The organism is Vibrio sp. 10N.247.311.49, from assembly GCF_041467655.1.
GTDB classification, from domain to species: Bacteria; Pseudomonadota; Gammaproteobacteria; order Enterobacterales; family Vibrionaceae; genus Vibrio; species Vibrio crassostreae_C.
The window spans coordinates 146,082-165,855 of the sequence record NZ_JBFSVA010000010.1 but is presented as its reverse complement, the minus strand read 5'-3'; the positions used below and the strand labels follow the sequence as shown (position 1 = coordinate 165,855).

16 protein-coding genes and 1 pseudogene are annotated in these 19,774 nt (G+C 42.1%); 5 read left to right on the top strand and 12 right to left on the bottom strand.

The features are described from left to right. Positions 1-439 precede the first annotated feature (439 nt). The gene (locus tag AB6E54_RS12340) at positions 440-760 is read right to left on the bottom strand and encodes a hypothetical protein (protein ID WP_372105892.1); all 321 of its coding nucleotides are present in this window, start codon (positions 758-760) and stop codon (positions 440-442) included. A gap of 166 nt (positions 761-926) precedes the next feature. Beyond that, positions 927-2,008: pseudogene (locus AB6E54_RS12335) on the bottom strand (helix-turn-helix domain-containing protein). Between the two features lie 287 nt (positions 2,009-2,295). Between AB6E54_RS12335 and AB6E54_RS12330 the strand changes: the two are divergent. The 3 genes from AB6E54_RS12330 (at position 2,296) to AB6E54_RS12320 (ending at position 4,193) form a co-directional block, all read left to right on the top strand. Continuing rightward, on the top strand, positions 2,296-2,769 hold the full coding sequence (locus tag AB6E54_RS12330) for a hypothetical protein (protein WP_372105891.1): 474 nt from the start codon (positions 2,296-2,298) through the stop codon (positions 2,767-2,769). An 11-nt stretch (positions 2,770-2,780) separates the two neighbouring features. Then, positions 2,781-3,326, top strand: coding sequence for an N-acetylmuramoyl-L-alanine amidase (locus AB6E54_RS12325; protein ID WP_372105896.1), 546 nt, complete (start codon positions 2,781-2,783; stop codon positions 3,324-3,326). A gap of 531 nt (positions 3,327-3,857) precedes the next feature. After that, on the top strand, positions 3,858-4,193 hold the full coding sequence (locus AB6E54_RS12320) for a hypothetical protein (protein ID WP_004733275.1): 336 nt from the start codon (positions 3,858-3,860) through the stop codon (positions 4,191-4,193). A 459-nt stretch (positions 4,194-4,652) separates the two neighbouring features. Here the strand turns inward: AB6E54_RS12320 and AB6E54_RS12315 are convergent, their stop codons facing one another. The 7 genes from AB6E54_RS12315 to AB6E54_RS12285 form a co-directional block, all read right to left on the bottom strand. Continuing rightward, a complete protein-coding gene (locus tag AB6E54_RS12315) occupies positions 4,653-6,824 on the bottom strand; it encodes a polysaccharide biosynthesis tyrosine autokinase (RefSeq protein ID WP_372105889.1) in 2,172 nt (723 codons plus the stop codon). 170 nt (positions 6,825-6,994) lie between these two features. Continuing rightward, positions 6,995-7,435: a low molecular weight protein-tyrosine-phosphatase gene (locus tag AB6E54_RS12310; protein ID WP_017069276.1), complete on the bottom strand. Its 441-nt coding sequence runs from the start codon at positions 7,433-7,435 to the stop codon at positions 6,995-6,997. A gap of 116 nt (positions 7,436-7,551) precedes the next feature. Beyond that, positions 7,552-8,685: a polysaccharide export protein gene (locus tag AB6E54_RS12305; RefSeq protein WP_372105887.1), complete on the bottom strand. Its 1,134-nt coding sequence runs from the start codon at positions 8,683-8,685 to the stop codon at positions 7,552-7,554. 757 nt (positions 8,686-9,442) lie between these two features. Then, positions 9,443-11,710 carry a YjbH domain-containing protein gene (locus AB6E54_RS12300; RefSeq protein WP_372105885.1) on the bottom strand — a complete coding sequence of 756 codons (2,268 nt, stop codon included), beginning with the start codon at positions 11,708-11,710 and terminating at the stop codon, positions 9,443-9,445. Then, on the bottom strand, positions 11,710-12,636 hold the full coding sequence (locus AB6E54_RS12295) for a capsule biosynthesis GfcC family protein (RefSeq protein ID WP_372105883.1): 927 nt from the start codon (positions 12,634-12,636) through the stop codon (positions 11,710-11,712). Before AB6E54_RS12295 ends, AB6E54_RS12300 begins: the two co-directional genes overlap by 1 nt. A 21-nt stretch (positions 12,637-12,657) precedes the next feature. Further along, positions 12,658-13,362: a YjbF family lipoprotein gene (locus tag AB6E54_RS12290; RefSeq protein WP_065584528.1), complete on the bottom strand. Its 705-nt coding sequence runs from the start codon at positions 13,360-13,362 to the stop codon at positions 12,658-12,660. Positions 13,363-13,482: 120 nt separating this feature from the next. Continuing rightward, a complete protein-coding gene (locus tag AB6E54_RS12285; protein WP_016784037.1) occupies positions 13,483-13,728 on the bottom strand; it encodes a hypothetical protein in 246 nt (81 codons plus the stop codon). Between the two features lie 459 nt (positions 13,729-14,187). Here AB6E54_RS12285 and wecA point away from each other — a divergent pair, with 459 nt between their 5' ends. Next, positions 14,188-15,246, top strand: coding sequence for a UDP-N-acetylglucosamine--undecaprenyl-phosphate N-acetylglucosaminephosphotransferase (wecA, locus tag AB6E54_RS12280; protein ID WP_102332629.1), 1,059 nt, complete (start codon positions 14,188-14,190; stop codon positions 15,244-15,246). 213 nt (positions 15,247-15,459) lie between these two features. On the opposite strand, the gene AB6E54_RS12275 is transcribed toward wecA, so the two are convergent. The 3 genes from AB6E54_RS12275 to AB6E54_RS12265 all read right to left on the bottom strand — a co-directional run bounded on the left by AB6E54_RS12275 (position 15,460) and on the right by AB6E54_RS12265 (position 17,513). Then, a complete protein-coding gene (locus tag AB6E54_RS12275) occupies positions 15,460-16,074 on the bottom strand; it encodes an SDR family oxidoreductase (protein WP_102332628.1) in 615 nt (204 codons plus the stop codon). Further along, positions 16,071-16,532, bottom strand: coding sequence for an adenylyltransferase/cytidyltransferase family protein (locus AB6E54_RS12270; protein WP_102332627.1), 462 nt, complete (start codon positions 16,530-16,532; stop codon positions 16,071-16,073). The genes AB6E54_RS12275 and AB6E54_RS12270 overlap by 4 nt, the downstream gene beginning before the upstream one ends. Positions 16,533-16,667: 135 nt before the next feature. Next, a complete protein-coding gene (locus tag AB6E54_RS12265) occupies positions 16,668-17,513 on the bottom strand; it encodes a glycosyltransferase (protein WP_102332626.1) in 846 nt (281 codons plus the stop codon). Between the two features lie 173 nt (positions 17,514-17,686). Here AB6E54_RS12265 and AB6E54_RS12260 point away from each other — a divergent pair, with 173 nt between their 5' ends. Further along, entirely contained in the window at positions 17,687-19,744 is a 2,058-nt protein-coding gene (locus AB6E54_RS12260; protein WP_102332625.1) for a CDP-glycerol glycerophosphotransferase family protein, read from the top strand. Positions 19,745-19,774 lie beyond the last annotated feature (30 nt).

The window sequence follows — 19,774 nt, the reverse complement described above, 5'->3', positions numbered from 1 at the left end:
TCACTTCACGCTACCCCTTATTCCATATGGGTTTTTCATGATCTTGCCCTGGGGTTAAAATCAAGTACCTTCAATGAGCTCGGGTATGGTTAATGAAAAATGTTGAAATAACACAGATAAATCTCAGAAATATATACACACTGAGACACTTTTCATTCATTTTGAGACAGTCTATTTTTGACAATCCCTTATAAAACCTAGATTTTGCTGTCTTTTTAAAAACCGCCCCAATAGGCCGCAAAAACGGCTAATTAAACCTTTCCTGCTTGCCAGCCAGTCGCATTTGGGTACGCTACCGCCCTTAGGTTTGGCTCCTAAAGGCAATAGTGACAATTTGTTCGCTTTATGCGTTTTTCATACGGTTTTAAATATGCGGGGTATTCTAGCAAAGTAAGTGCATATTAACCAGTTTGAAATTCACCCTGTCTGGTCGAACATCTTACCACGCATTCAGCCAGCGAGAGCATTGTACGTCTTGTAGATACTGAGTCCCTATGTGGTACCTGTTTTCTTGTGCTGCGTCGCAGTAGCGTTTTTCTATATCAATGAAAATATTGCCGTTGCGGTATAGCGAAACGAAGCTTGGGTTGTTGTTTACCGCCAATAACGCTTTAATCTCTGTGCGTGTTAACCCTTGTGGGTAGTGGCTAACCAGCAGCTTCAAGAACTCGCCAATACGCCCTTCCACTCGCGCTATTTCTTTTTCTAAAATGGTGACTTTTTCTTCCGTTGTCAGTTTTTTTAGGCTGATATCGTCCATTTGCCCTCTCCCTAATTCTACTTTTGTTTCTTGACGTTTTTTGTCTGTATTCGCGCTTGGTCTGCCCTAGCCTTTGGTTTTCCTAAGCTTTTCGATTCCTAAATCATTGGTTTTCAATAGCTTTTAGCTGTGTGAGCAAGCGCTTAGTCTGTGAAAGATCGAATGGTCACTTTTTAGAATCCGTGCAGGGCGATTTGGATTGAACTAGGGCCTTGATACGTGCTTCGAACGGATTGGTGGTGCTTTTGGCTTGGTAGTCCGCTAGGGCCTGAGAGACGGGCGTGGGTTGTTTGTGAACCATGGTCTTGGCTGCCGGTTGGGTTTTAGCTTCCTTGGTCGATGTAGAAGCAGAAGCCCTTGCTGGTTTAGCCGCTTTTGTTTGCTTAGCCGCTCTAGCCTGCTTAAAGACTGGCGATGAGTCTCGCTTCGCTTTGGCTTGGGCGCTTCTTCTTAGCCAGCCATTCACAAAGTGACCAATGTGCTCAAAGGGTTTGCGCTTATCGGGGTTGATGTACAGCCAGGCTTGCATGGCATGCAGTTCTTGCAGCACATCTAACTTTGGGTAGGTGCGTTCTAATATGGTGGTGAACTCATGATAAATCGGCGCGCTGCCCTCTTTGGTGAGCAGGTGAATCACGACTTCATTCTGTTGGCTTATGGGGTTTGTGACGTTGGTTTTAGGTGTCGAGATCTCATGTTGTTCAGAACCGCTTGGGGGATCAAGTACATCGGTGTCATCCAAGCTGCCGTTTTTCAAGATCAACTCTGTTTTATGTTCTTTATGAAAGATTATGTGTGCCAGATGATCACTCTCCGTGTTGGATCTTGAGTCACCCAGGGGAGTGTCTGAATGGTCGGTTTTCTTCGCATGTTCTGTCTTCTGTGGATATTCCGACGAAGCTGACGGTAAACCTGTTTGTTCTACATTCGTGTTCTCTTGATTCGCTTGGGCTAGATCGGTCTGCTGAATGTGGCTGTCGCTGGGAAGGCGCAGCTGATATATGTTGCTGCGCTGGCGTCTGAATCATCAAAGCGCTTTATCCGCTTCACAAAACCTTGTTTTTCGAGCTCGTTAACGTGTCGTTTCACGGTTCTTACCGACACTTCGCAATATTGCGCCAAGTAATTGAGGGAAGGAAAACACACGCCGCGCGCATCGGCGTTATCGGCCAATTTTAATAACACCAACTTGCTGATGGGCGAGCCAGTTTTTAATGGGATGAAAGAAAGAATTAGAGAAACACACATGGTTAACGCTCCTTGTTAATTAGTCATTCGTATAGAAATCCATTGATATACAGAAGCATTAACAACACTTTTTGGCGCTTTAGGGGCGAAAGGCCCATGAGATAAGTTGTAAGAAAAGATGTTTGGTTAATCGCCTCGGATAGATATGCAACATCAACCTTATTAAGCAATGGCTTTTCGAAGCACCTCTCATTTTTCTGTATTCGTCTGTTTTCGTGTTATTCCCGCCAACCCCAATCAAGAATGTTGAAGTACATTTCCCTCCCCATGCAGCAATAAGGTGCTTAATGAAGGCGATAGTTTCTCTTTTTATTTCAGCGTATCAACCCGGTATGGCGAGCATCGAGTGCCGTGCTAACTCCCTCACTCAATCACGTCAGCCGTTATTTTTTAGTGATAGTGATGGGTTTGGCCAAGTACTGAGCTATGAAGTTAACGGTTATAAAGAAAGCCATTTGGAAGGTTGTTATTTTAATGAGGATGAATGCGGTGACCCCCCCAGCTATGACGATATTTGTTGGATGATCAGCCGAGCACGGCGTAAGCAGCCTCTGGGTTATTACGTGATGTATTTACGTTATGTCAGCCACCACCCCGGCTATGCAAAAACCGTAGCCACCAGTCTGCGACAACACATCGCATTGCACCCTGATTTAAAAGAATCGCTATCAACGTCTTTAATCGTCTATTTACAACAACACGAGGATTTATTTTGTCAAACACTCCACCAGCAACTGATCGAGTTCCAAATCAGCCGTTAGAAGCGTCTGTTTTGCCAGAGCGGGCTGACACCAAAGAACGAATTGATTCGGAAGAGCAGGCTAGCAAGATAGAGCTTATCCCTTCGTTAGAGCCTTGTTTACCTTCAGCATCCTATTCATTCAGCCTGGTTTCGGTTTTACTCCGCTTACCTCATTGCCCGCCATATTCCTTTATTACTGTGCATTGCAGCGCCACGCCGCCACAGCAAGATGTAGGCGTAGCCGAGATTCGCCAATGGCATAAAAAGAGAGGCTGGCGCGATGTGGGGTATCACTTTGTTATTCGTCGCAATGGGGATGTCCAATTGGGCAGGCCGCTGTCGCAAACTGGCGCGCATGTGAAAGGACACAACAAGGGCAATATTGGGGTTTGTTTGGTTGGCGGTTGTAATGCCGAGCTGCAACCAGAAGATAACTTCACACTTGCGCAGCGCAAGGCACTGTTTGGTTTGATGGCTGCACTGCAAGAGCAGTTCTTGATTTCAGATGAGAATGTTAAGGGGCATAAAGATTGGGGCGTGAATAAGGCGTGTCCTGTTTTGAAGATAAAAGCTTAAGAGCAGATGCGGGATTCGAAAGGTGAGGAAAATAAAGTGAGAGTGGTGCTTTTAGCTCCTCCCCTTTATCACGACTGTTACTTGGCAGAAAATATCAATATAAGGGGAGGCTGGGAGGGGTTGGTTAGGCATTAGCTAGCAACCCCCTCTAACTCCCCCTTCTATTAACACCATCACTCACAATAGTCCGGTGTTCAAGGGGGAGGACCAAAAGCTAAGTCTTCGAATAATTTGAAGAGCAGTTGCGGGATGCGAGTGGCGGGTAAACGAGTAGCGAAGAGATTAAAAGCGGATTCCAGATACTTCGTTCCTCGCCTCTAAAGCAACAGAATGGCGGAATGACGGAGTCGTGAGATTATTAACTTAATAAAAGTAGTCGTCATTCCCTACAGTGAGGGACGAACGTGATAGGGAATCTAATTCAACGGATAAATGGCGGAGCAGAGGTCTCGCTAAGGTTGTCAAACCGTAAGGTTATACAGTCAAAGGTTATACATGCGGTCAAAGCCAATCAATAAACCAAGGAGCAGTATGACATTGTTCGGAAGAATATTTGGGAGCCAGTCTTCGATTAGCAAGGGGTTAGATGCACTCACCAACACAGGAGATGCGATGTTTTTTACTGATGAAGAAAAAGCGAAGCACAAGCTGGCACTGCTTAAAGCGTATGAACCTTTTAAGTTGGTACAGCGCTACATTGTGTTGTTGTTCACCATTCCTTATGTGGCACTGCATGTGATGGTGATTCTTGGCTGCATGCACGGTTACGATTGGAAGCCATTAGGGGAAATGACCAATGAAGCGTTTGGTTATCCGGTGTTAGCGGCAATTGGATTGTATTTAACGGGTGGCGTGGTGAAGAAGTAGAAGAGCAGATTCGAGTGACGGGTAAACGGGATGCGAAGAGATTAAGAGCGAGGAGAAGAAGATGGTTGTTGTGCTTTTAGCTCCTCCCCTTTATCACGACTGTTACTTGGCAGAAAATATCAATATAAGGGGAGGCTGGGAGGGGTTGATTAGGCATCGCTAGCAACCCCCTCTAACTCCCCCTTCTATTAACACCATCACTCACAATAGTCCGGTGTTCAAGGGGGAGAACCAAAAGCTAAGTCTTCGAATAATTTGAAGATTGGATAAAGAATAGATACGGGTGGCGGGTAGACGGGATTCGAAGAGCTAAAAGAGCAGATTCGAGCAGCGGGTAAACGAGTAACAAGAGATGAAGAACGGATTCGAGTGGCGCTTTTCGTATCTCGCCACTCGCATCCCGTTACTGTCTTTAGCTCTTCGTTTACCCGGTTACTCGCATCTCGTTACTGCTCTTAGTTATTTCTTGTCGCTCGAATATGCGTAATTATAGTAACCGTAGCCGTATGAGCTTGATGCTTTCTTCTCGATGGCGTTGAAGATAACGCCTTTCACTTCGATGCCCGATTGTTCGAAGCGGTTGCGAGCTACATCGATCTCTTTAATGGTGTTTTGACCGTAACGCGCGACCATTAATGTGGTGCCAGCGAAGGCGCCGACAATGCTTGGGTCGGTTACCGCAAGTACGGGCGGGGTATCAACAATCACCAAATCATACTCTTTCGATGCCCATTCCATTAGTTCTGCAAAGCGTGGGTGCATCAGCAGCTCTGATGGGTTCGGTGGCACTTGGCCGCGAGTAATAATATCTAGGTTCTCTACCGGTGTGGTTTTCACTGATTGAGCGAACTCTTGCTTGCCGCTCAGCACATCAGAAAGACCATTGTCCCAGTTCACACCAAAGCTTTGTTGTAGGTAACCTTTTCGCATATCGGCATCAATCAACAATACCTTTTGGCCTGTTTTAGCAGCTACTGCGGCAAAGTTGGTCGAGATGAATGATTTACCAATGCCTGGCGCAGGGCCTGAAATCATCAGAACGTTGTTTTTCGCTTCTAGCATCGCGAAGTGCAAGCTGGTACGAAGGCCACGCAGTGCTTCAACCGAAAGATCGGCAGGGTTCGATTCAGCAAGCAGTGCCTGAACGCCTTTTGTTTGTACTTTCTTCGATTTAAAGCGGTTGGTTAGCTCAATCTGTAAATCAGATTTTGGTACCGCTGCGTAAACCGGAAGGCCGATTTGTTCAATTTGGTCAGGGCTTTCAACACCACGGTGGAACGCTGCTTTCACTAATACAAACGCGACACTTAACATGCCACCCAGTAGCGTTGCTAACACAACAATCAGCGGCTTCTTCGGTTTAACGGCGCGAGCATAAGCTTGAGCGTCATCTAAGATACGAACGTTACCGACCGTACCGGCTTTAATAATGCTTAGCTCTTGAACCTTGTTTAGTAACTGGATGTAGATCTGTTGGTTTACTTCAACATCACGTGTCATACGCAGTACTTCACGTTGTGTTTTCGGCAGCTTTTGCACTTGCTTGTTCAGGCGCTCTCGCTCGCCCAACAACGTTTTACGCTTATCAATCAGTGACTTATATGCCGGGTGATCTTTAGTGAAACGCTGACTGATATCACTCTCTTTAAACGTCAGTTCATTCAATTGCGCTTCAAGCTCGACCATTACCTTCAAGGTTGATTGTGCTTCTAAGCCCAAGTCGATCGATTCGTTCTTTTGGCGGTAATTATTTAGTACGTCTTCATAACCAGTTAGCTCAGATTTAATGCCCGGAAGGTGGCTTTCTAAGAACTGTAGGCTCTTCTCTGCTTCTGCTGAGTTACGCTTCACGTTTTGTAAGAAGTAGATCTGGCTGATATGATTAAGGATTTCAGAGATCTGTTGCTTGTTTTCACCTTCAAAGCTTAGCTTCAAAATACCGGTTTGCTTACCTTGCTCAGACAAAGACAAAGAAGCTTTCAACCATTCGATCGCTTCTAGTCGGCTACGTTGACTAATAGAGAATTCAAAATCGTTATGTGATTCAAAACCTGCCACAAACAAGCTGTAGTCGTCTGCTGTTGCTAGCTCACCCACTTTGCCTTTTAGGATAACGCGCTCATCGTCGCGAACTAATTGGTAAGTGCCCTGCTCGGCATCTAGGATCTGGATCGTGTGCCCGTAGTCGCTCGCATAGCTTGGCATGTTGAAACGGCTAACCGCAATGTGGTTGATGTCGCCGGTCAAGCGCGCAAAGCCCTTACCAACGATAGGTGCATAGTTAGGAGATGTCACCGTCGTGAGGTTAAACTTATCCACCGTTTCACCCAAGATCATACGAGATTTGATGATCTCGACTTCGGTTGTAGCTGAAGATTCTTGAGAGAACAATTCACCCATATCACCAACCATAGAAGAGATGCCACCAGAGCTTTTCTCTTCAATTTGGATCAGGGCATCCGCTTTGTATATCGGCGTCGAAAGCAAAGCAAACGCAATACCAAACACAGCAAAAACGAATGTGGTGAGCATGATTAGCCATTTAGCATCTAATAAGATGCCAAGCAGTTTTCCTAAATCTATCTCATCAGAGTTATCTGTATGCGATTGCTGAGAGGGTTGTGTTGTCATTTGTTTGCTACTTCCTAAAGTATTGCTATTTAAGAGACGATATATACGCTCCGCGTACTTCTCTTTTATATTATTCCGTTGGTGGCTTTGCCATGCCTACATTTAGAGCATGACATTTAAAAAGCTGTCTATTTAAAACCTACTGCATCTAAAATCTATTGCATTTAAACCTACAGTTTTTTTGCCCAAGCTTGCGCCGCTTCGTCAATCAGCTTATAAGCGTGTTCAAACGCCTCACGACTTTGACGATAAGGGTCAGGAATGTCTTTCTGGCCAATCCACTGACCAAACAGCATCGTTTTTCCGCGAGCCTCCGGCGATATTTGAGTAAGCGCTTCTAAATGGCCCTTCTCCATCACCAAGATCAAGTCATACTGAGCACAAAGCTGTGGCGTAACTTGCTGAGACTGATGGTTTTCAACATCAACCCCATTTTCAGCGGCGATTAAAATGGCAGTGTCGTCTGCAGGCTTACCAATTAAACGGCTTTTCTCAGCAGCGATACCGGCAGAGGCCACTTCTTTGTTGGGCAGCAAGTTTTGTAAAACTCGCTCTCCAGTCGGGGAACGACAAATGTTGCCCACGCATACGACTAAAATTTTATTAAACATAATGGTCTCTAATTGTATTGGGCTTATAAGCTGGGTTTACTTTTAGATGTAAAAATCAGGTTACACGCACAATGCAACCTGATGATTAATTAGGGTTTATTACAAACCAGGGCTTATTACCAATTACGAACGCGCAACATACCTTCGGTTAGGTCGTTGAAGCCTGAAATGGTTGGTACAAGCTGACCGATTACACGGTTCCAGCGGCTGATTGGTGCGGCCGTTACGTAAACAATGTCGTAAGGTTTTAAATCAAACTCGGTGCCAATGACTAGGGCTGAGGCGTCTTCCATATTCAGTTGGTAGATGTCCGCCATGCGTTCTGATTTATCATCAGAAGTTCGGATCACAAACACACCCGTTGCATCTGCCGTCAGCTGGTTAATACCACCTACGTTGCTGAGTGCTTCGGTTAGGCTCATCCCAACGCGATCAATCTTAAGTAGTTGAGGATCGTTCACTTCACCCATCACGAACACTTTCTGGTTGTCATTACGCGGTACGTGAACAATATCACCGGCTTGCAGTAAGCGGTTTTGGGTTAGGTCACCACGTTGCATTAAACCGTAAAGTGAAAGGTTCTCTTCCACGCCATTGCGGGTTAATGAAACATTACGCCAATCAGCATCTTCAGACAAACCGCCAGAACGGTTCACGGCATCCAATAACGTTAAGGGGATATTAGTAATCGCTTGTTGGCCAGGGTTTGAAACCTCACCGGTAATGTAGGTTTTCTTAGATCGGAAAGCCGCTACGTTTACATCAACTTGAGGGCTTTCGATGTATTTCGCCAAACGTTCCGCTATATTAGAACGAATTTCACGAACCGTTTTTCCTGCCACTTCGACTGTACCAATGTACGGGTAGAAGATGGTGCCGTCTGCATGAACCCAGTTACCCGCTTCGGTACTACTACGGTAAGAACCCGCTGGAATGGTCAGTTCAGGGTGATCCCAGATCGTAATATTTAAGATATCGCCCACACCGACTTTGTATTCATACTTTGCGATGTCTACGTCGAGTTCAGGGTTGGCTTGTGACACCGACAATGTACCCGTTTGGTAAGTCGATACTGATTGAGCTGTCAGTGGGTAAAGGTTAACCACATCAGAGATATCAGATTCTTGCTGTTCCTCTGAAGGCTGAATCACATTCTTGTTGCCAGTAGAAAGGTGAGTTCCTGGAGTAGTACACCCTGCAAGCAATACAGGAAGGAGCGCTAAAAGGAGACGATTTTTATTAATCTTCATGTTAACCAAGTCATAGAAACGGAATGTGTCGTGATATCCCAAAGGACACCCAAAGAAGTTAGAACAAACAATTTTATCAGCTACGCAGTATTTAATAGAGTTAAGGAGGGCTATTACTGTGATATCGCTCCCACTTAATATCAAAGATAGGAACGCTACCGCCCTTTGATATTCCGCGACATCACACTGCGTAGTTAATCTGCCTCTATCTATCTGGAATTGAGATAGAGGTTTTTTGTCATAAACCGAGCCAAAGATCGGACTTTCACCCGGTTATTTTATTGCGTATGCATTATCCACAATTTGTGTTTATTATCAACCTAGTTGAATGGTTAAAGAGCAGATACGGGATGCGAGTGAACGAGTGGCGAAGAGCTAAAGAGCAGATGAGAGTAGCGAGATACGAGTAAACGAAGAGCCTAAAGCCGTGTCGGGATGCTTTTAGCTCCTCCCCTTTATCACAACTGTTGCTTGGCAGAAAATACCAACATAAGGGGAGGCTGGGAGGGGTTGGTAACACATAGATTAATATCCCCCTCTAACTCCCCCTTTGATGAACATCACCGATCAAAAACGAACGGCGTTCAAGGGGGAGAACCAAAAGCTAGACCCAATGAATATCACGATATCTTAAGCTATTCGTTATTCGATTATTCGATTATTCGATTATTCGATTATTCGATTATTCGATTATTCGAGACTGCTCTTTCCCCGCTCTTCGTATCCCGCTTACTCGTCACCCGCATCTGCTTTCGATCTACTTAACGCTACTCGGCCTTTGGAACCAAGGTGAGCGAGCATCGGTTTGATCGAACAAGTTGTATTGCTTGTTCAGCACTTGGCCGCCGTCACGTGTGATCGGTAACCAGGTAAAGCCAGCGCGGCTTGAGCTTGGTTTCACGGTAACAAGATCAAACGGAATCGATACATAGAAGCCTTTGGTATAGCTGCCTTCACCGTACTCTTCCGTTGTCATGTCGGTTAAGCTGACAAACGCACCGGCAATAACGCCACTCTTGAATTGCTTAGAGAAATCGACACGCGTACCGATATCACCCGCAAGGAATTTACCGACGCCCACTTTAAGCAAGGTATCGCTCAAGAAGTCCCATTGTGGGGTGTAATAACCAGTGATAAAGCCAGTAGTGCCTTTATCGATCACTTTGTACGTTCGGCTGCTGTCGTCTGGGTTAACTTGAATCTCTTGATCAAATGTGCCGAACCAACTTTCAGGATCGCGCTGGCTTATTGCAGTCATGTCTGCACCAATGGCCCAGTTTTGGTTGAATGGTCGATACAGGATTTCGCCACCCACACCCGCAAACATGCTTTCAAGGTACCCCCCGTAAGCTTGGGTGTAGACACCGCTGCCGTAGTCTTCAAACCACGTCAGTTGTAAGCGATCTAAGCGAACCGGATCGTCAACGTAAGAGCGGAATAAGGTTCTTACTCTTGGCGTTTGGTCAGTGCCGTCTGATGGGACGGTATAGTTAAACTTGTCGTAGTTATCGACTAAGTTAACGTACAAAGAGCCCGACAGTTCAACATTGTTTAACGCCCAGAACGAAGCGTTGGTGTATAAACCCAAACTGTATAAATAGAAGTTTTCAGCCGAACCGAACGATTGCGCTAGGTTTGGTGAAATCGACACATCGAATCGCTCACGCCCATCATGATAAATAACGGATTTCTTACGCTCTAACTCGTGAGTATCGGTTGCATCACTGGTTTGAGCATTGAGATAACTGTTATTAGCCGCCGCTTTGAACGCTTGTGCATCTACCGTTGTCTCAGTGAGTTCCATCGATTTATCATTTTCGATGATTTTATAAGTATCGATGTAACTCGGCACCGCGTTGGCAATCACGGTCGCACCACGCTCAAGGGCGATATCTCTGTCTCGGTATTTAACCTGAGTACCCTTTACCACAATACTATTATCGTCGACCAAGATTTGCGCTTGTTCATAGCCCGCGATCGTTTCAAGTTCTTCTGCAAGGGCCGCCATATCAATATCCTCAACCGTATCGACACCACTTGGGCGCAATTCTGCTGTTTCAGTATCTCGCCACACAGAATACATTTCATTGAAGTTGGTAGAAAGATCGAAGCCAAGGGTTAAAGTATCGCCTCGCTCATAGCTGACTTTCGCCGAACCCCAATCAGTGAAATGGTACACAGCACCCACGTTCCATGGCGTGTGCTGTGTCATGTCGACACCACCACGTACTACAGGGAAGTCTTGAGAGTAATCGTTGCCATCGTATTCAAGCTTTAAGGTTAACGGCTTATAAGGGGTTTGGTATTCAAAGCCGCCATAAATTGCAGCATCGCCTTTAAACCAACGCTCAAAATCGACACTGCCGCCATTGCCTTTAAAATCAGACGGGCGTTCACAATACTTGTCACTGGCTTTGCACAGTGGGTTAGTGAAATTGCCACTGGTGCCCATGTATCCCCAAGCCATGCCCAAAGTGAAATCAACGGGGCCAAAACGCTTGGTTGCCGCGACAAATTCGCCATCGAACAAGCCAGTACCACCGAAGTCACGCACGCCTACTGACACTTCTGGTAAGTAGTACCCTTCTTCGATTAAACGCAGTTTAAAGTCGATGCCTTTATCTGTGTATTTAGTACAGCCACTGAATGAGTTTTGAGAGCAATCTTGATTGCCACCACCGCTATAAAAGAGATCTTGTACTTGTGTATAACGAATGGTGGTTTCAAGCCAAGGCATCACCTGCAGGCTCACGTTATAAAAGTAGTATTCATTGTTAAACGAAGCACTAAAGTTGAACTCACCTTCTGGTGCCATTCGGCCTGTTGGCATTTGCATTAAGCCAACACCACCAAAGTTCATTTGCGACGTTCTGTATTCTGTGTCGTCGAATGGTGATTTTTCTGCTCGAATCGAAGAGGAATCTATGGTTGTTTCGGCAAAAACGGAAGCACTGTTGGTCATTAATAAAGCACAGGTAACCGATGCACACACTGCCGATAGAGGGAATGATTTCTGTTTCAGCATTACAGGCCAACCTTATGACGTAGCAAATCGACAATATCTTGGTTCAACGTTGAGTATTCCGATGGCAAAGAGTAGAACGCCATAAATACGATGGCACCTGGTGCTAAGTAAACCGGCTGTTCGTTCCAGTATGCGTATTGAATGGTTTGTACCACGCCATCTGGCTGAACAACATAAGCCACGCTTTTATCTGCAGATTCACCAATAAAGCCATTCGGCAATGCATCGAGATAATCATTCAACGTACCATGCTCAATCAGATTCATTGTTACCGACTCTTTCATTGCACCCATCAACTGAATTGACGTTGGTCGTTGTGGTAAGTACAGAGAAAAGGCTTGAGTTTGACTGTCTGACGGCTTGTTAGTATGAGAACTTGAAACAAGCAGTGGGTTCTTATCTGATTGAGAGATAACGGCATTACGGTCTAGCTCAATAAAAACTCGATTGAGATATTGGAAAGAGGCTAACTGTTGGCGCACTAAGTTTGCTTCTGGCTCTTCTACTGCGAAAGCTTCAAGCTGGTTCAGTACATTGCGCTTTTTGGCTTCGATAGCTTGGTTAGCTTCTTTAAATCCAGTAACTGCAGTCGCTTCAGTATTGGTTATATCAAACAGTTGAGCCGAAAGGGGGAAGTAACCAATAGTACCGTTAGCGTTAGAGCTCGCATTCGCGTTTGCGTCGTCTAATACACGAAGCAGTCGAACGTTAGTTTGATACTCAAGCGTCACACCTTGAAGAGGAAGCTCGATTGTTGTTTTAACCGACGAAGAGCGTTCAGGCGTAACAAGATCAGAAGCCGAAGAAGCGGAGCTCAAAGCAAACAAAGCGCTCATCATTAACAGAGCTCTCATCGTTAATAAAGTTCTCACCAATGGCAACCGACGTCCCATCATTTTTGATGTATGACTCATATAATTCATCATTTTAGTTCATTACCCTGTTCGTTAATTGCTTTGATAATGCTTAAGGACGGTTAACTCAAGCCTTGTCATATCAGGGCCTAAATACTGTATGGTTTTTACCACTTTGCCTTCGCTGTCGACCCAATATTCGTTGGTGATGTCTTGTTCTAATATTGGGAATTGAATTTTTTCTTGGAATTTCTTGGTATCGATAGACGCTAACGGAGTTTCAACCGTGTCATTTCCCACATACGTTCGGGTGATGTTCGCTTTATAGCCGAATCGATAGTTAGGTTGCCAGTCGTAAACCGCTTGCCATTTTTGAGCTCCGGGGTTGGCAGACACATCAAACGCAGAAGAAGAATCGGCTGACGAATTGTTTGCAGAAGAGAATGTATTTAACGGTTGGAATGCCAAACCAGATAGGTTTTCGTAAGGAAGCAATAGCGTTTGTACAATACGTCCATTTTCAGTGACGATCATCGCTTTGTCAGAAGACATCCACTTTAACTGCTCTGCGCCCGTTTGCGGGTTTTCACCGACGTACGCTAAGACCATGAAGATCTTACCTTGGTCATTCACTTCTGCATAAATGCTGGAATAAGGTAACGTTTGAATGTATTCCTTGGATAGCTCAACATCGGAGCTTCCAAAAAAGGCTTCATCAAAAGTAGAGTTAACGTCTTGAAACTGCTGAGAACAACCAGCAAGAAAAAGACCAAGAGATATGATTAGAGGTTTAAGCATGACGAGTTCTGCTTCCTAGCAATCTGGTTGCTGATGTCCAATATGGAAAATTAATCAATTAGATATAAAAAAACCACTTTATGCTTTCACATAAAATGGTTTTAAACGCCTACTCAAAAATTATCGAGTCGTTGTTGTCGTTGTTGCACCGCTTTCGTTAGAAGCAACCGCTACAGCTGCTGCTGCCGCTACTGCTGCTGTCGCTACTGCAACTGTTGTTGCTGTGCCAGCTGCTGCTGCAGATGCACCCGCGCCAGCTGCTGTACCAGTACCTGAACCAGTACCCGCTGCTGCTGTAGTTTCAGCTGCAAATGCAGCACCTGAGAAGCTAACTGCTAATGCAGCTGCTAGAGCCATCTTTTTCATAATGATTTCCATTAATATAAACGTTTATATGTAGAAGATGATTTTCACACCCTCAAACAGTTGCTCAGCTTAAACAACTGATTGATCATGATAGATAATAACCACAATCAAGTAAATGGATAAATCATAAGCAATACCTTATAAAGCAATATTTAGGAAATTACATCACATGAAAAGCAACTACGGAATGATCATCACCGCCAAAGAGCATAAGTCACTACCACAAAAGCGGAAAGTGACACCAGGTTACACTCTTTAAAGTTAAAAACTTAACAAGAATTCCTCGATTAGTATTTAGGTTTAAAGAATAACAGCAGCAGCAACAAAAAAACATCCGCCCATCGTTGATCAACCAGCCCCAAAATTAACAAAAATGAGTCACGTTACTTTTGTATTAGCCTTTTATATCTATAATAAATAAACTAAAATCAACAGCAACATACATAATTAGGTTTAATCGTGCTAACTCCAACCCTTGACCTCTTGTTTCTCTTTTTCTTTTCTCTTGCAACCCTTTTTACTATGCGTAAATTCGCCAAGAGAATTGGCTTAGTCGATAGACCTAATACTCGTAAGCTCCATAGCGGAGCTGTGCCATTGGTTGGTGGGATTTCTATTTGCATCTCGCTTTTATATTTTCTTCTTAACAACCCGAACATTCTCCCAAATACAGAGCTTTATGCTGCATGTATTCTAACATTAGTTGGAATTGGTGCTCTAGATGATAAATTCGATTTGAGCTTTCAACTACGATTTGCTATTCAAGCCTCTTTATCTGTAGCTATGATGATTGTCGGCGGCATTGAGCTTAACACTATTGGCGATATCTTGGGCTCTGGTGAAGTTGTAACATTGGGCTGGTTTGGTTACTTCGTTACAATATTTGCAGTTGTAGGTGCTATTAACGCCTTTAATATGGTAGATGGTATAGATGGGCTACTTGGAGGATTGTCAATAGTCACATTTGGCGGGTTAGGAATTATGCTAGGTTACGACAAACAATATAATCTAGCTTACATCTGCTTAGTACTTGTCGTTGTGATTACTCCTTATATCCTGTTAAACCTTGGTGCTTTCGGCAGAAAAAGAAAGGTTTTTATGGGAGATGCAGGAAGCATGCTCATCGGCTTTACTGTTATTTGGCTTTTACTACTATCAAGCCAAAACGGCACAAAACCCCCACTAAGACCAGTAACAGCTTTATGGCTTATTGCTGTACCACTAATGGATATGGCTGCAATAATGATTAGAAGAATAAAAAGAGGAGACTCTCCTTTTAAACCTGATCGTGAGCACTTGCATCATATCTTTCAACGGTTAGGACTAACCTCAACTCAAACTCTTATAGTTATTTGTACTATTGCTGCTACATATGCTGCTATAGGAATTTATGCTGAAATGGTAGCAATTCCAGAGTTTATTATGCTTTATTCATTCGTAGCATGCTTTATTATATATCTAGTAATTTTAAGTAATATCTGGAAAATTATCGCATATATTAGAAAAGTGATGACATGAAGTTAGAGGTAATACCGCTCTGCTGCAGCTTACGAATAAGAAGTTAAGAAGTCGGCATTGGGTATGTAGGGAGTATAATAACCAGATTTTAGGTTGGAGAATATCGTTATTTAGTCTCAGCGAATAGCTTACTAGTTCCTCAAGATAGGAACTAGCTGCCATAAAAGAAGTTCTGTAATTAGTTGTCATAAAGGTACTGAACGCTAGCAAAGACTACCAAATATCAGACGGAGGATTAACAGAAATAGTCCCTTTACGATAAAATACAATATCACCAGAATGATACAACCCAGAGATAGCGTCAAGAACCGGAGCAACGGCTTCATCGAGCGTCATTATATTATTATTTATAATATTCAAACCACCTCTCAGTTTCGTATCAATAGCTCCTGGACACAAAATTATTACATTATACCCATCTAATGCCATCCCCTTAGAGAAGGTGACGACTCCAGCTTTCGAAGCACAATACGAAGTCCAATCTTTGTAGTGATTGAAGGCAGCTGTAGAAGCCAAATTGATAACTAGGCAATTCCGATTTCTTTGGACAGCTAAACGAGAGACCAGATAAGTGCCAATGAGATTCACGTTAATATCGTTTATCCATTGTTCAGGCTCAGAATCAGCAACTAACGATGAATATAGAGTTCCTGCTGCATTTATAACAATATCAAAAGACTTGCCATTAAAGTACTCTTCAACACTACAAGAATTGCTAACATCAAGCTCAGAGCGTAAGGGGGAAAAAACTAAGTAGTCCTCCGAAAGCACTCTAACTAGCTTTTTTGCAATATCACCATTCCCACCAGTTATTAGAATTGACTTCATAATTTAGCAACATCTTGAGGTTCTGGGATTGGGTGGTCGTCTGCCGGCCTTATCAGTTTTTTATATTGACTGTAGATCTTTTCTTTAAGGTTAGTAGAGCTCACCCCTTTTCCATAAGGTAAGTAAAATACTTGTACACCACGCTCACGTAAATAATCATACTTACCTTTCCAATCATCACCTATAACAAAAATATCTATGTTAAGGTTCTCTACCGTTTCATTGTGTTCTAGAGTGTGCTGGGGAATAACAAGGTCGGGGTACTTTAAACCTTCTATTATAGCTATTCGCTCTTCAAAAGGTACAGCTGGCGGGTTCTTGTAAGAGCACACCAGTTCGTCAGTACTCACGCCTACAATCAACGTTTCACCTAATCCGCGGCTATACTTTATCATTTTGAGGTGATTACTGTGAAAAAGATCAAAAGTACCTGATACATAAACAATTTTATTATTCATAAAGCCCTGTAACTATCATGTTTTTAGTAAAAGTGCAAATCCGAAAACTTCATAATACACAACAGTGTAAAGCCCCAGACCATAGAAAGTGTACCAACCTAGATTATATTACAATCCACCACAGTAAGGTATACTTTAACGTAGATTTTTATATGCAGACTTGAGAAGTCTGATCGGAAGAAAATGGAAAACTATACGTAACAAGATCAACACTACATTTTTCAATGAGAATTTTCTGAGTTTTATCATATAACGTAAACGCAATTTAATCTCACTAACAGCTTTATTCAAACCTTTTCTACGTTGAACAGTATTTTCATTCAAACGATATTTTAACAATACCTGATCTAAGTTATGAAACTTGAATCCATGATCTAATAGAATGAACCATAACGCCATATCCTCAGTAAGCTCCGTATCTACGGGATACTTAAAACCACGTTCAAACACAACGTTCCTAAACATAACTGTTGGATGGATAAAGGGACAACGAGTAATACTAAACTCGACTAATTCATGATGTTGTATGGGTAACCGCTTTTCAGTCAAAGCATAACTCGCACCAAACTCTTCACAAGCAGTACCAAGGACGTCTATCGTCCTATTAGATTCCATAAAACGTACCTGCTCTGATATACGATTAGGTAGTGATATGTCATCAGAATCCATTCTAGCAATATAATAGAATTCACCTGCGAGAGTAATTTCTATTAATGCATTTAAACCATTAGCCAAACCTTCGCTATCTTGAGATTCTACCACGGAAATCGTGGGGTCTGATTTGTATAAGTTTAACTGGTCTTGCAACTCTGTAGAAACAAGACCATCGCGATATATATATAAGGAACAAGGGTATGTTTGCTGTTTAATACTCTCAACAGCTAGTCGAAATAGTTCAACTGTATCGCCACGATAAACAGACATGATCACAGCAACTGAAGAAGAGTGTGTAACAGGGGTTAACGTCTTGGTCAATGGCATAAAAAAGCGTTGCGTAAAAAAAAGATAATGAACTTTACACTAAAAGATAGAAATATTAAAGTGATGACGATATAATCGTCGTGAAATGTTGTGTAGCAATTATCAATGCGCTTAAGGTGCTTCTTAAGTTAACAAAGAACCATAAGGCATTGAAAAACAAGAAAAGTGTGTAAATGATTTCAATTGCAATAATAATTACATTGTACAACCGAGAGCGATCCATCGTAGCTGCTGTTGAAAGTGCACTAGAACAAGAATATCCCCATAAAGAAATCATTGTTGTAAATGATGGATCTACAGATAAATCTGCTGAAAAGCTAATTCCATATTTAGAGCAAATCACACTTATAAACCAACAAAACGCAGGACCAGGAGCAGCAAAAAATGCGGGGGCAAGTCACGCAAAGTCTAAATATTTGATATTTTTGGATAGTGATGATGTACTTCCTAATAATAATGTGTTGAACGATATAGCTGAAAAATTAGATGCGGGTTACGATTTCGTATCTTATTTAAAAATAAAAAAATTGGATAAGAACGGCTTACATATTGACTCAGTAGATGCTCCAAAAGATATAAACTCCTATATACTTAACTCCCCTTTAAATTACCCAGCACTACCACCTTATTGTTTAAATACTAAATTATACAGCAAGGCCGGAGGAATGGCATGTCAACCTTGGGGAGATGCCATGAATTTTTGGCGAGAGTATATGAGCAACATAAAAAAACCTACATACATTAATGATGTGGGTTATTTTTATGATCTTTCAGGCGATGACAATGTGAGTAAAGGAGGGGGGAAGGGAAATTCCATAAAAAAAATAAATGATAATATAATCAATGCGATATCTTTTGCTTATAATAATCACAAACATAAAATGGTTCGAACACAAAAAGCAGTGTGGCTTATTTTCATGCTAGGCTACTCGATAAATTCCAATAAGAAAAGTAAATACTACATATCTGAAATGTTAAAGTTAAATATATTAGATTTGACGTCAGGGTTAACCTATATTTACAAAACAAAATTGCATAAAAAATTAATAAGTAAATTTAAAAAAAAACAATCAAAAATAATTGATTTATTTGAGAAATTTTCATGCAACAGCAGAGTTTTAACTTATTCATTTCTCCGTAAAAAAAGAGAATTAAACTCTGAAGTGGTTATTATAAATTCAACCGCAAATAATAATTTCAACTTTAATTCTAAGTTCTTCTTTGAATACTTGTTAAATAAAAATGTTAGTTTAGACTATTATTTTGTGATCAATGATATTGAAAAGCGAACAATATTAAACTCGATACATCCTGGCCGATTTATTAGCAATACAAGTAAGGATGACATAGACCTAATTTTAAATGCAAAAACATGGGTTTGCTCAACGATTGACATGCCCCTACCTTTTACATTAAAGCACAAAAAACGAATCGTCTATCATTTTGGTCATGGTATACCACTAAAAAACATAGGCTTCGGTGAAACCAAGATTTCCTTATTAAGGAAGTTAAATCGTTATATTTGTATGAGAAACATTTCACACGCAGTTTGTTACTCAGATGCATTCCGTGATGATATGAAAAAGATGTTTTTACCTCTGACTCCTGAATTTGTATCATTAGGTCAGCCACGTAACGATAGTTTATCCTCTGATAACTCAAAAAAAATTGATGAGTATGTTGCTCATTTATCGGTCAAGAGAAAAGTTCTATACTGTCCGACTTGGCGTTCATATGAAAATGCAAAATTCTTTCCATTCGATGACTTGAATTCTGAAACTTTGTCTGATTTTTTAGAATCAGAAGAAATTGTAATAATTCTAAGAGAGCACCCTTACTATAAATCAGACATTCCAAAGCAAATTTTAATGCTTGAACGTGTTATTGTACTCAACGCAGATCTGATTACTGATTTTACCCCTTACTTACCGGATATGGATGTTGTTATTACCGACTACTCCAGCATTTATTTCGATGTAATTGCAAATCGGAATACTGATTTAATTTTCATTCCATATGATATAGAGAAGTATGTAAGCAGAACAGGTTTCTCAATGGATTATAATGAGTTGACACCAGGACCGAAGATTAGCTCTATGTTAGAGTTAATCGAAAACCTTAAAAATAACGGTAACTATGACCAACAAAAAGAATACTTGATTAAATTATTCAATATAAAGTATCAAGGGAACAACGAAGAGCATTATAAAAAAATTATAAAACTACTTTGACACTTGCTACTAAGATAAACATTTCCATTT

Bases quoted from the DNA above. Each gene is read 5' to 3' on its own strand.
- AB6E54_RS12260 (WP_102332625.1), top strand. From the start codon at position 17,687: ATGATTTCAATTGCAATAATAATTACATTGTACAACCGAGAGCGATCC.
- AB6E54_RS12295 (WP_372105883.1), bottom strand. From the start codon at position 12,636: ATGATGAATTATATGAGTCATACATCAAAAATGATGGGACGTCGGTTG.
- AB6E54_RS12265 (WP_102332626.1), bottom strand. From the start codon at position 17,513: ATGCCATTGACCAAGACGTTAACCCCTGTTACACACTCTTCTTCAGTT.
- AB6E54_RS12340 (WP_372105892.1), bottom strand. From the start codon at position 760: ATGGACGATATCAGCCTAAAAAAACTGACAACGGAAGAAAAAGTCACC.
- AB6E54_RS12310 (WP_017069276.1), bottom strand. From the start codon at position 7,435: ATGTTTAATAAAATTTTAGTCGTATGCGTGGGCAACATTTGTCGTTCC.
- AB6E54_RS12330 (WP_372105891.1), top strand. From the start codon at position 2,296: ATGAAGGCGATAGTTTCTCTTTTTATTTCAGCGTATCAACCCGGTATG.
- AB6E54_RS12320 (WP_004733275.1), top strand. From the start codon at position 3,858: ATGACATTGTTCGGAAGAATATTTGGGAGCCAGTCTTCGATTAGCAAG.
- AB6E54_RS12285 (WP_016784037.1), bottom strand. From the start codon at position 13,728: ATGAAAAAGATGGCTCTAGCAGCTGCATTAGCAGTTAGCTTCTCAGGT.
- AB6E54_RS12270 (WP_102332627.1), bottom strand. From the start codon at position 16,532: ATGAATAATAAAATTGTTTATGTATCAGGTACTTTTGATCTTTTTCAC.
- AB6E54_RS12275 (WP_102332628.1), bottom strand. From the start codon at position 16,074: ATGAAGTCAATTCTAATAACTGGTGGGAATGGTGATATTGCAAAAAAG.
- AB6E54_RS12300 (WP_372105885.1), bottom strand. From the start codon at position 11,710: ATGCTGAAACAGAAATCATTCCCTCTATCGGCAGTGTGTGCATCGGTT.
- AB6E54_RS12315 (WP_372105889.1), bottom strand. From the start codon at position 6,824: ATGACAACACAACCCTCTCAGCAATCGCATACAGATAACTCTGATGAG.
- AB6E54_RS12290 (WP_065584528.1), bottom strand. From the start codon at position 13,362: ATGCTTAAACCTCTAATCATATCTCTTGGTCTTTTTCTTGCTGGTTGT.
- AB6E54_RS12305 (WP_372105887.1), bottom strand. From the start codon at position 8,685: ATGAAGATTAATAAAAATCGTCTCCTTTTAGCGCTCCTTCCTGTATTG.